Source organism: Flavobacterium sp. (assembly GCF_044368995.1).
In the GTDB taxonomy this organism is placed as follows: Bacteria; Bacteroidota; Bacteroidia; order Flavobacteriales; family Flavobacteriaceae; genus Flavobacterium.
This window is the reverse complement of sequence record NZ_JBIPMS010000050.1, coordinates 1-11,485: the sequence shown is the minus strand read 5'-3', so window position 1 is coordinate 11,485 and position 11,485 is coordinate 1. Positions and strand designations below refer to the sequence as shown.

The 11,485-nt window shown below is 32.1% G+C and carries 15 protein-coding genes and 1 tRNA gene; 7 read left to right on the top strand and 9 right to left on the bottom strand.

The genetic code is table 11. The features are described from left to right. Positions 1–674, top strand: a 674-nt coding sequence (locus ACIQ2I_RS05200; RefSeq protein WP_396181374.1) for a proline iminopeptidase-family hydrolase, incomplete at its 5' end; no start/stop codon positions are given. 150 nt (positions 675–824) lie between these two features. Next, the gene (locus tag ACIQ2I_RS05195) at positions 825–1,316 is read left to right on the top strand and encodes a hypothetical protein (protein ID WP_396181373.1); all 492 of its coding nucleotides are present in this window, start codon (positions 825–827) and stop codon (positions 1,314–1,316) included. A gap of 134 nt (positions 1,317–1,450) precedes the next feature. On the opposite strand, the gene ACIQ2I_RS05190 is transcribed toward ACIQ2I_RS05195, so the two are convergent. The 3 genes from ACIQ2I_RS05190 to ACIQ2I_RS05180 are packed head-to-tail and all read right to left on the bottom strand — an operon-like array spanning position 1,451 to position 3,197. Next, positions 1,451–1,930 carry a hypothetical protein gene (locus ACIQ2I_RS05190; protein WP_396181371.1) on the bottom strand — a complete coding sequence of 160 codons (480 nt, stop codon included), beginning with the start codon at positions 1,928–1,930 and terminating at the stop codon, positions 1,451–1,453. 2 nt (positions 1,931–1,932) lie between these two features. Next, positions 1,933–2,421 (bottom strand): hypothetical protein, encoded by a 489-nt coding sequence (locus ACIQ2I_RS05185; protein WP_396181370.1) that lies wholly within the window; start codon positions 2,419–2,421, stop codon positions 1,933–1,935. Between the two features lie 8 nt (positions 2,422–2,429). Next, a complete protein-coding gene (locus ACIQ2I_RS05180) occupies positions 2,430–3,197 on the bottom strand; it encodes an MBL fold metallo-hydrolase (RefSeq protein ID WP_396181369.1) in 768 nt (255 codons plus the stop codon). A 167-nt stretch (positions 3,198–3,364) separates the two neighbouring features. Here ACIQ2I_RS05180 and ACIQ2I_RS05175 point away from each other — a divergent pair, with 167 nt between their 5' ends. Beyond that, on the top strand, positions 3,365–4,825 hold the full coding sequence (locus ACIQ2I_RS05175) for a TonB-dependent receptor (protein WP_396181368.1): 1,461 nt from the start codon (positions 3,365–3,367) through the stop codon (positions 4,823–4,825). A 59-nt stretch (positions 4,826–4,884) separates the two neighbouring features. Here the strand turns inward: ACIQ2I_RS05175 and lpdA are convergent, their stop codons facing one another. Continuing rightward, positions 4,885–6,288, bottom strand: a complete 1,404-nt coding sequence (gene lpdA / locus ACIQ2I_RS05170) for a dihydrolipoyl dehydrogenase (RefSeq protein WP_396181367.1) — start codon at positions 6,286–6,288, stop codon at positions 4,885–4,887. 100 nt (positions 6,289–6,388) lie between these two features. Beyond that, positions 6,389–6,844, bottom strand: coding sequence for an Lrp/AsnC family transcriptional regulator (locus tag ACIQ2I_RS05165; RefSeq protein ID WP_396181366.1), 456 nt, complete (start codon positions 6,842–6,844; stop codon positions 6,389–6,391). 449 nt (positions 6,845–7,293) lie between these two features. Between ACIQ2I_RS05165 and ACIQ2I_RS05160 the strand changes: the two genes are divergently transcribed. Beyond that, entirely contained in the window at positions 7,294–8,496 is a 1,203-nt protein-coding gene (locus tag ACIQ2I_RS05160; protein WP_396181365.1) for an aminotransferase class I/II-fold pyridoxal phosphate-dependent enzyme, read from the top strand. Between the two features lie 161 nt (positions 8,497–8,657). Here ACIQ2I_RS05160 and ACIQ2I_RS05155 read toward each other — a convergent pair whose 3' ends face one another. The 4 genes from ACIQ2I_RS05155 to ACIQ2I_RS05140 are packed head-to-tail and all read right to left on the bottom strand — an operon-like array spanning position 8,658 to position 9,933. Continuing rightward, positions 8,658–9,041: a YchJ family protein gene (locus ACIQ2I_RS05155; protein ID WP_396181364.1), complete on the bottom strand. Its 384-nt coding sequence runs from the start codon at positions 9,039–9,041 to the stop codon at positions 8,658–8,660. Beyond that, the gene (locus ACIQ2I_RS05150) at positions 9,028–9,252 is read right to left on the bottom strand and encodes a hypothetical protein (RefSeq protein ID WP_396181363.1); all 225 of its coding nucleotides are present in this window, start codon (positions 9,250–9,252) and stop codon (positions 9,028–9,030) included. The genes ACIQ2I_RS05155 and ACIQ2I_RS05150 overlap by 14 nt, the downstream gene beginning before the upstream one ends. Next, a complete protein-coding gene (locus tag ACIQ2I_RS05145) occupies positions 9,252–9,398 on the bottom strand; it encodes a hypothetical protein (RefSeq protein WP_396181362.1) in 147 nt (48 codons plus the stop codon). Before ACIQ2I_RS05145 ends, ACIQ2I_RS05150 begins: the two co-directional genes overlap by 1 nt. Further along, positions 9,385–9,933, bottom strand: coding sequence for a hypothetical protein (locus ACIQ2I_RS05140; protein WP_396181361.1), 549 nt, complete (start codon positions 9,931–9,933; stop codon positions 9,385–9,387). The genes ACIQ2I_RS05145 and ACIQ2I_RS05140 overlap by 14 nt, the downstream gene beginning before the upstream one ends. A gap of 124 nt (positions 9,934–10,057) precedes the next feature. Here ACIQ2I_RS05140 and ACIQ2I_RS05135 point away from each other — a divergent pair, with 124 nt between their 5' ends. The 3 genes from ACIQ2I_RS05135 (at position 10,058) to ACIQ2I_RS05125 (ending at position 11,455) form a co-directional block, all read left to right on the top strand. After that, the gene (locus ACIQ2I_RS05135) at positions 10,058–10,798 is read left to right on the top strand and encodes a DUF4369 domain-containing protein (protein ID WP_396181360.1); all 741 of its coding nucleotides are present in this window, start codon (positions 10,058–10,060) and stop codon (positions 10,796–10,798) included. Continuing rightward, positions 10,753–11,211, top strand: a complete 459-nt coding sequence (locus ACIQ2I_RS05130) for a peroxiredoxin family protein (RefSeq protein ID WP_396181375.1) — start codon at positions 10,753–10,755, stop codon at positions 11,209–11,211. Before ACIQ2I_RS05135 ends, ACIQ2I_RS05130 begins: the two co-directional genes overlap by 46 nt. Positions 11,212–11,374: 163 nt before the next feature. After that, positions 11,375–11,455: transfer RNA gene (locus tag ACIQ2I_RS05125), tRNA-Tyr, on the top strand. The last annotated feature ends 30 nt before the right edge of the window (positions 11,456–11,485 follow it).

Sequence of the window (11,485 nt, the reverse complement as noted above, 5' to 3'; positions counted from 1 at the left end):
AACGCTTTGTAGAAGAAGTGGAACAAGTACGCATAGCACTTGGTTTAAACAAAGACAATTTTTACATTTTGGGACAATCTTGGGGTGGGATTTTAGCGATGGATTACGCTTTGAAATATCAGAAGAATTTAAAAGGATTAATTATTTCCAATATGGTTTCTAGCATTCCATCGTATAATAAATATGCACAAGAAGTATTAGGTCCGCAATTGAAAAAGGAAGTGTACCAAGAAATTATGAAATTAGAAAAAAACAACGATTTTGCCAATCCACGTTATACCGAATTACTTTTTGAGCATTATTACACCCAACACATTTTAAGAAAACCACAAAACGAATGGCCTGAATCGATAACCAGATGCTTTAAACACATTAATTCTGAGGTGTATATTTCTATGCAAGGGTATAGCGAATTTGGCATTACAGGTGACGCCTACATTAAAAACTGGGATGTTTCCAAACGATTAAAAGAATTGACCGTTCCTACCTTAACCATTGGCGCAAAATACGACACTATGGATCCTGAACATATGAAATGGATGGCGACACAAGTACAAAACGGACGCTTCTTATTTTGTAAAAACGGCAGCCATTTATCGCAATACGACGACCAAGAAACGTATTTTACAGGTATAATTCAGTTTTTGAAGGATGTGGATAATAAAAAGTTATAGTATTAAATTATAAAATTTTAATTAAACTTGTAGAAAATTTTACACATAGAATATTTTGATGATTCTAAAGAAGAATTAGATAAAAATAATAATAATAAATAATTTAAAAATATAAAATTCATGAAGCAATTTTTATTAGTCGTTGCAATTATGTTATTTAGCAACAACGCATTATCACAAAATCTAACACTATCACAGATTTTAGAAATCAAGAAAAAGGATTTAGGCAATGCTGAAGAATACTTAACTTCGAAAAGTTGGGAGTTTTTAGATGCATATGAGCCTACAGATGGTAATATGGGTAGAGCGACTTTTACTTATAATAAATCTGATAGTTCTGATTTAGCAGAATCATTTTTAACTTATTTTTATAGTGAGTATTCAAGTAAGACAAGAATTAAAATTCAAGTTAATACGAAAATTAAATATAATGAATACATTAATTCAATTAAAAATTATGGTTGTAGATTAATTGACTCTAAAATTAAAGATGGAAGAATTTTGAAAATTTACAGAGGAGCAACGACAACTTTTGAAGTTACTTCAAGTACAAGCTCAAATATTTATAATGAAGAAACTGCTATTTGGTCAATATTTATTGCATCAAATGAAGATTATGATTTAAATTGGGGTGATGATTAAAAACCAGCTATACAAAGTAAACTGACTTTAAACTAATCAGATACTGAAACCAGTTCAGCATCACAAAACAAATAAAATAATTATTCTAAAGAAAGCACCTATTACCCAATACCTTAAACCATTTACCCAAAACCCTAATGCTCCTCGGCTTTTCCTAAAACTTTGGTATCTACAGGAATGGCAGGTTGAAACATAAGTGTTTGTTTGTAGTACAAATAAAACCCTTTATTGGTTCGGAATTCGAAATCTTTAAATTTGAAGTTTTGGTCTTCATTTTCTCTTTTAAAAACAATCGATTCTTTAGAATCTGGCAAGAAAACTTCCGCAATTAAGCTGTCCTCATCCACAAAAAAGAAAGCGTTTTTTCTTTTGGCTAAGGAATCTCTTTCTATAGAGGTTAAGCGATAGCCTTCTTCAAAAACACGTACACATTTTTTAGTCATATTCGACCATTTGTACCCTGCTTTTAAATCGCAACCATTTTCGTTTTTATCGTCGTTGACTTGGTTTTTCACAATAGAATCCATTTCCGTGGTATCTTTTGGTGGATTTTTTAAGATATAATCGCAAGAAAATAGCGATGTCAGTAATAGAATATATAAAAATTTCTTCATATCTATTTTAGCGTTTCTTGATAAATTAATGTTTCTACGGTTTCAAAATCGGTAGGTTTATCTACATTATGAAAGTATTTTATCAACACTTCACCCCAAACTTTACCATCAGAAAAGTTAGCAATAATCCATCTATGATTTAAAATTTTAATGTTATTTATCAAAAACGGATTGTCACCAATTTGATCGTAAGAAACGTATTTATTTCCTTTTTTATCGGCATTAAAAGCGTTTAAATCATCTTTAACTTTTGCTTGAAGCGCTTTTAAATCATATTCAAAATAATATTCTTGTGCATTTTCATTATTTGCTAACGAAAAGGTATCATTGTCCAATAATGTTGCGATAGAGTCTTTGGCTTTTTTCAATTCCTTTTTACTAATGGTAGACACCTCTTCGCTTCTTTTTAAAATATTAGAAGCATTAACTATTTGAAAAATATTAATTAATACTGAAAATACTAATCCGTAAAGCAATAAACTTTTTTTCATTTTTATATCTATTTTATTTCTATTTCTAAATTATCGTAAGCCAAAAAAACGTTTTCTGGCAATTGTTTTTGTATGTCTTCATGCAATCCTAAAATATGACTAATATGCGTCAAATAAGCTTTTTTAGGTTGCACCAAATTTATAAAATTTATAGCTTCTTCTATGTTAAAATGGGTATTATGTGGTTCAAAACGTAACGCATTGATAACCAAAACCTCAACATCTTTAAGTTTTTCTAATTCTGCGTCCTCGATGGTTTTTACATCTGTTAAATATACAAAATCTTTTATTCTGTACCCAAAAACTTGTAAATTTCCATGCAGGGCATTTATTGGAATTACCGTCTGATTTTTAATGGTTATATTTTGATTATTCACCACTTCAATTGGCAATACCGAGGGTGCTCCCGGATATTTATTTTCTTTTTCAAAGATATAATCAAATCGTCTGGCTAAATTTTGCAACACGCGCGAATGTCCATATACCGGAACATCGCCTTGTTTAAAGTAAAACGGACGAATATCGTCTAAACCTGCTGTATGGTCTGCATGTTCATGAGTAAAAAGCAAAGCATCAATTTGCGAGCAGCCGCTGGTAAGCATTTGTTGGCGAAAATCTGGACCACAATCAATTACTATAGAAAAATCATCATCGTAAATCCAAACAGCAACGCGTAAGCGCTTGTCTTTTACATCATCACTTAAACACACAAAATGCGTACTTCCAATTACTGGAATGCCTTGAGAGGTGCCTGTGCCTAAGAAATGAATTTTCATCTATAATTTTTTTACTTGCAATATTGCTTATTAGTGCGAATTATTATAGCCAAGTTGTTTGTAAGAGCAATTTCTTTTTTACAAAAATAACAAAATACTCTTGTTAAAACCTATAATTTATTAACTTTGCATTGTATTTTAATTTGCCCAAAAACACATTTGAATAAATGACAACTGAAATCACATTAAGAGGAGATAAAGTAATTGAACAAATTCCTTCTACAAAGGATAAAGCGCTCCGTATTAATTTAAACGAGAATATTTACGGAACCTTTGCTGAAATTGGTGCCGGACAAGAAACGGTGAGGCATTTTTTCAGAGCAGGTGCTTCTTCTGGAACCATTGCGAAAGCGATGTCTGCCTACGATAAGGATTTTAGTGATGCCATTTACGGAATTGAAAAAGATGGAAGATATGTTACGGAAAGCAGATTAAGAAAAATGCTTACTCATGAAACACAACTTATTGAAGATCGTTTAAAAAGAGATAAACATCCCAATAAAATGTTCTTTAGTTATGCCAATACAGTAGCCACTATTGATTTTGCAAAACAATTTAAAGGACACGGTTGGGTAGGAATTAAATTTCAAGTAGAACCAGACCAAGCGTATAACGAAATTTTAATTCACATTCGTTTCAAAGAAAATGATGCACGTTTGCAACAAGAAACCTTAGGCATTTTGGGCGTAAACTTAATTTATGGTGCCTTTTACAAACATAATGATGCTAAAAAATTATTGCGTTATTTATACGACCATTTAGAAAAAGACCAACTTGAAATTGACACGATAAATTTCTCAGGTCCAAGTTTTGCAGATGTTGACAATAGATTAATGAGTTTGCAATTGGTAAAATACGGTTTTACAGATGCCGTAATGTTTAATCCGGAAGGAAAAAATATTTTGCCTGCAGCCGTTTTATACAAAAAAAACATCTTAGCTTTACGTGGTAGTTTCCGACCTGTAACAAAAGTAAACATGGATATGTATAAGCAATCTTATGAGATGTTTATACAAGAAAATAAAGTAAGTAAAGAAAATACCTTTGTGGTTTTTGAAATCACACTTTCTAACTTAAAAGCTGAAGGTGAAATTGACGAAAGAGATTTCTTAGATAGAGCAGAACTTTTATGTGCTTTAGGTCAAACCGTAATGATTTCTAATTTCCAAGAATATTATAAAGTTTTAGAATACTTCTCCTCTTTTACAAAATCACGTACTGCTTTAGCCATGGGTGTGAGTAATTTGGTTGAAATTTTTGATGAAAAATACTACCGTCATATGTCGGGTGGAATTTTAGAAGCATTTGGAAAATTATTTTACAGAGATTTAAAAGTATATTTATATCCGATGAAAGACCCAGAAACGGGTGAAATTATTACTTCAGAAAACTTAAAAGTGCATCCTAGAATGAAAGAATTGTATAAGTTCTTTAAATACAATGGAAAAGTTACCGACATTGAAACCTACGATGAAAAAACATTAGATATTTTCTCCAGAAAAATATTAAAAATGTTGTCTAAAGGCGAATCAGGATGGGAAGATATGCTTCCAGATGGTACCGCAGAAATTATTAAAAAAGATCACTTATTTGGCTACGAAAAAGAAAGTGAATTAGCTAAGTCATAAACATAAAAAAATCCCAAATTCTAAAGAATTTGGGATTTTTTTAATCTTTAAATTTTAATTTATACGTGCAAAGCTCTATTTCCAGTTGCGGCTAAAGCGGCTTCTTTGATGGCTTCCGCAAAAGTTGGGTGTGCATGTGACATTCTTGAGATATCTTCTGCTGAAGCTCTAAATTCCATTGCTGTAACAGCTTCTGCAATTAAATCAGCACAACGAGCACCAATCATGTGAACACCTAACACCTCATCTGTTTTGGCATCGGCTAAGATTTTTACAAATCCGTCCGTGTCGCCACCAGCTCTTGCTCTACCTAATGCTTTGAATGGGAAACTTCCTGCTTTAAATTCGATACCTTCAGCTTTCAATTGCTCTTCTGTTTTTCCAACAGCCGCAACTTCTGGCCAAGTGTACACCACACCAGGAATTAAATTATAATTTATATGTGGTTTTTGTCCAGCTAAAATTTCTGCAACCATTACGCCTTCTTCTTCCGCTTTGTGAGCTAACATCGCGCCACGAACTACATCGCCAATTGCATAAATATTAGAAACTGAAGTTTGTAAATGATCGTTGACTTCAATTTGACCTTTATCTGTAATTTTTACACCTGCTTTTTCTGCTTGTAAACCATCTGTAAACGGACGACGACCCACAGAAACTAATGTATAATCTCCTTCTAAAGAAATGATTTCTCCTTTTGCATTTTCCGCTTTTACGGTTACTACATCTCCTACTCTATCTACAGATTGCACTTTGTGCGACGTGTAAAATTTCATGCCTTGTTTTTTAAAGACTTTTGTTAATTCTTTAGATAAAGAAGCATCCATTCCTGGAATAATTCTATCCATATATTCTACTACAGAAACTTGAGCACCTAAACGAAGGTATACTTGTCCTAATTCAATTCCAATTACTCCGCCTCCAATGATGACCAAATGTTTTGGCACTTCTTTTAATTTTAAAGCTTCAGTTGATGTAATAATTCTGTCTTTATCTAATTTGATAAAAGGCAAGTTTGAAGGTTTAGAACCAGTAGCAATAATGATATTTTTTGATTCAATAATTTCAGAGGAACCATCTACTTTTGTAACTTTAACAGAAGTCGCACTTTCAAAAGCACCAACGCCTTCAAAAACAGTAACTTTATTTTTGTCCATTAGGTATTTTACACCACCAGAAGTTTGATCAACAACTGCTTGTTTTCTGGCAATCATTTTTTCTAAATTTACTTTTACCTCGCCTGAAACTTCAATGCCGTGATCTGCAAAATGTTGCAATTCTTCATAATGATGTGAGGAAGCTAATAATGCTTTTGACGGAATACATCCCACATTAAGACACGTTCCACCAAGTGTTGCGTATTTTTCAATAATTGCTGTTTTAAATCCTAATTGTGCACAACGAATAGCGGCTACATATCCTCCAGGTCCAGAACCAATAATGGTTACATCAAATTGACTCATAAATATATTTTATAAAATGTTATAGTATGTTTTTAAAGTACAAAAGTAAAGTTTTTTAAATAAATATGTATTGCTATTTAGCGAAAAAACTTTACTATTTTTAATTCAATACAAATGAAGTAGAATTTTTAACTTCACCAATCATAAAAGTACTGTGCGTACTGCCAATATGTTGCAAAGTGGTTAATTTGGTAACCATAAATTCTCTATATTCTTCCATGTCTTTTACGCAAATTTTCAGAATATAATCGTAGTCGCCACTTACGTGAAAACATTCTAAAACTTCGGTTAGTGTTACTACTTCTTTTTCAAATTCGAAAATTAAATCTCTAGAATGTTTAATTAATTTAACATGACAAAACACTACAAATGCTTTATTAATCTTAGTTTTATCTAAAATGGTAGCATATTTACTAATAATGCCTTCACGTTCCAATTTTTTTATCCGTTCATACACTGCAGTTACAGATAAATTTAATTTACTTGATAGTTCTTTTGTGGTTTTTTTAGAATCGAATTGCATCAATTCTAATAGTTTTTTATCAATTGCATCCATTGTGTCATAATTTATTTGTTAAAAATACATAAAAAACTCTGCTCCACGAAGTTTCCAACTTCGTGGAAGCGATAAAAGTTCTCCGAACTTTACTAATCGGTCTGAGACCGAAAAACACTTCCTCGAAGTCGGGAGACTTTGAGGAGCGGGTCGTAATTTATTTATTTATAATACATAAAAAACTCTGCTCCACGAAGTTTCCAACTTCGTGGAAGCGATAAAGTTCTCCGAACTTTACTAATCGGTCTGAGACCGAAAAACACTTCCTCGAAGTCGGGAGACTTTTAGGAGCAGGTCGTAATTTATTTGGTAAAAGTACACAAAAAACCTAAATTAATGATAAATAATCTATAAATAATAATTATTTTAGATAAATAAACTAAATTTGAAAGCACTTATTGATATTTTAATTTATTATATTCAATTTTGATAGATAAAACGAAACCATCATGAGTCAATTTAATCCCGCCGATAACATACAAGATTTACAGTATTTTGGCGAATTTGGAGGTGTAAACCCTTCAATATCTGATTCTTCAACCTATACCTTTCTTTCTGCTAAAACCATGTTTGACACTTTTGAAGGTAACGCAGAAGGGTGTTATTTGTATTCCCGACATTCTTCACCTAGTAATTTGTATTTAGATAAAGCGTTAGCAGCGATGGAAGGCACTGAAACCGCAAATGTTTCAGCTTCTGGTATGGGCGCCATTACGCCAACAATTTTACAACTTTGCGGACAAGGCGACCATGTGGTTTCTAGCAGAACGATATATGGTGGAACCTATGCCTTTTTGAAGAATTTTACACCAAGATTTGGCATAAAAACTACTTTTGTAGACATTACTAAATTAGATCTTGTAGAAGCTGCCATAACACCAACAACCAAAGTTTTATATTGTGAAACAGTCAGTAATCCATTGTTAGAAGTTGCAGATATAGCTTCTTTAGCTAAGATTGCAAAAAAGCACAATCTTAAATTGGTAGTTGACAATACGTTTTCACCTTTATCCGTTTCGCCAGTTAAATTAGGTGCCGATATTGTGATACACTCCTTAACAAAATACATCAATGGAAGTTCAGATACAGTGGGCGGCGTAACGTGTGCAAGTCAAGAATTTATAAACGATTTAAAAAACGTAAATTCTGGTGCGAGTATGTTATTAGGTCCTACTATGGATAGTTTGCGTTCGGCATCGGTAATGAAAAACTTAAGAACACTTCACATCCGAATGAAGCAACACAGTTATAATGCGATGTATTTGGCACATAAATTTGAAGCGGCAGGCATAAAAACTGTTTATCCAGGTTTAGCTAGTCATCCCAGTCATGAAATATATAAAAACATGATCAATCCAGAATACGGTTTTGGCGGCATGATGACCATTGACGTAGGAAATTTAGAAAAAGCCAATGCCTTGATGGAATTAATGCAAGAAAGAAATTTAGGTTATTTGGCCGTAAGTTTAGGGTTTTACAAAACGCTTTTTAGCGCACCTGGGACATCAACTTCTTCTGAAATTCCTTTAGAAGAACAAGCAGCAATGGGTTTAACAGATGGATTAATTCGTTTTTCAATTGGTTTAGACAACGATATTGAAAGAACATATCAGAGTATGCATGCTTGTATGAAAGAATTACATATTTTGTAAAAGAATTATCTTTTATGTAAAATCCGTCTTGAAGTTAACGGGACGGATTTTTATTTATTTGTGATTGCATACCCAAACTTGTTGTTAATAGCGATTTCATGTCTAAAAATACAAGGTTACTTTTAAATGACAAGAAAACGAGTGCTAATTTTTAGTTTAAACTAATAAAACTTCCCGTCCACATAATACCAATTGTTTTGAAAGTAGATAAAAGTTGATTTTTCGTGATGAATTTGAGATGTTTTATTCTCGTCTAAATAGTAGGCTTTAAATTCTACCATGTTCTCAGAACTATTTAAAATCTCTAATTTTTGCCATATATTTTGCTGTGCCCAGGACAAAATATCTGATTTATTGGTATATTTTTTTTGAGACACGTGTGTAGTTTTGTATAAATATTGCGCGTCATGTAAATAAAATGCTGTAAATCTGGTACGCATTAATTTTTCCGCAGTAGGGACCATAGCCTCTCCTTGAATATAAGGCAAACAACATTCTTCTAGAGTAAAGTGACTCCCGCAAGGGCAAAGATTAGTGTGATCCATTTTGAATTTTAAGTAATAAATGTGTAAGCAAAACCTGATATTTACTTAATTCAATTAAATGGTCATCTAATACCACTTCATCAATTAAATTCTCCACTTCCTCACTCACTTTTAGCGCAAAAAGCTGGGCGTTTTCCCTATCATTTTTAGCTAATAAATCAATAACTGTTTGAACTTTTGGTTTTAAATTAACGAGTTGTTGTGAATGCATTATTGGTTTATAAGCGATTGCTTGTATTGTTCTAATATTGCTGCTTTTTTAGCAGCAGACGTTTGTTTGGTTTTCTGAATTTTCTTCAAATGATTGTCCAATTGCTTTTTATGTTTGTCTTTATTTACGGCATTATTTCTTCCCATGTTGCAAAATTTTCTTCAAATTTACGAAACTTTCGTTGGTAATACTTAATTCTGTAAGCATTTTCCTTTTTATTTCTTCAAAATCATCAAAAACTAGGTATTTTGCCCATAAATTAGATTGCAAAACAATTTTTATTTCTTTACTTCTTTTGGAAGTGTCAGATGCATTTCTTAACAATTGATTGGTATAGTTTGGATGGTTTTTATGATTAAAATAGACTTCGTTTATGGCTTCATCTATCGCAATAAAAAATAATTTTTCAGTTTCGTTATTTGGATAAAAATCGGTCCAATGCGCAAAGCCTACACTTTCTGTTTGATTTTTATAGCCGGAATTAGTAATCAATCGCCAACGGCAATTGGCGGCTCTTCCCCAATGGTTTGATTTTCTGTAAACACCAATTTCTGTAAAATAATACGCACTTCCTGAAGCACTTTTGTAACCCAATTTTAAATCTAAAACAACCTTACTTTCTACTTGCTGAAACAAGCAAAACGTGTGTTTGTGAAAATTAAATTTATCGTAAATATTCATTTTGTAAATATAGCGATATCTAGGTAGGATTATTAAAACGATTTTATAAATACTAAAAAAATTATTACATTTGCGTCAGATAAATTAAAAACTGAATTTTCAGGTTAACCAATTAGAAAAAAAAATGAAACAAATAGTACTATTATTTTCGGCATTAATATTAATTTCTTGCAATAAATTTAAAGTTGAAGGAACAGCAAAAGGAATTAAAGACGGCACAAAAGTATTTTTAGAAGGTGCTGGTGAAATGGGCCCAGTAGCTATGGATACAGTAGTAATTAAAGAAGGAAAGTTTCAATTTGAAGGCAAAAGCGAACTTCCTGAAATTGGAATTGTAAGTATTGATGGTGTGATTGATCCTCAATATCAATCAAAAAAAGCACTTCCGTTTATTATTGAAAGTGGTACGATAGTAATTGCTTTTGATACCAAAGACATTCAAAAATCTAGAATTTCCGGAACTACTGATAATGACTTGTTTCAAAAATATACAGATGAATCGGTTATTATTAACAAACCGATTATGGATTTTCAGAAGAACAACAATGAAGCAATGAAAAAAGCTATGGAAACCAATGATGTGGCTGTTCAAACGCAACTAAATCAAGAATATGGCAAACTTGCTCAGTCTATTTCTGCAAAAATGGATGCTAAATCTAAAGATTTTATAAAAAACAATCCAAGCTCTATTTTATCGATGCTTTTTTTAGAAAACTATGTTAGCAGAGGAATGATGCAAGGAAAAGAAGCTAAAGACGCGTTTGAAAAATTAGATAAAAAATTACACGGATCAAAAAGTGGTAAAAATGTAAAAAAAGCATTAGATGCCCAATTAAAAGCAGCCGCTCCAGAAAAAAAAAAATAACTAAAGCTCCTGATTTTTCTGCTAAAACACCTGCTGGAAAAACCGTTTCATTAAAAGAATCGTTAGGAAAAGTTACTATTATAGATTTTTGGGCTTCTTGGTGTGGACCTTGCCGAAAAGAAAATCCGAATGTAGTTGCCATTTATAATGAATTGCATAGTAAAGGGCTAAATATTATTGGCGTTTCTTTAGATGAAGATGCTTCAAAATGGAAAGCAGCTATTGCAAAAGATAAATTAACTTGGACTCAGGTTTCTAATTTAAAAGGTTGGGAAGATCCTATTGCAACGGCATATGAAGTTGATCAAATTCCTGCCACATTTATTTTAGATGCAAATGGAAATATTGTATCTAAAAACCTTAGCGGCGAAGAATTAAAAGCTAAAATAAAAGAAATATTAGGTGTAAAATAGCACCTAAAATTATAAAAATCCATCCCATTTTGTATTCTAAAACAAAATGGGATTTTTTATGTTTTTAGTTTCCAGAAGGTTATACCATATATTAGACATTACCCAAAAAATAAGTTTGCCACAATAAAAAACAATTCTATATTTGCAATCGAATAATGGCCTTGGGGAGATACTCAAGCGGCCAACGAGGGCAGACTGTAAATCTGCTGTGAAAACTTCGCAGGTTCGAATCCTGCTCTCCCCACAAAAGCACTTCTAACGAGGTGCTTTTTTT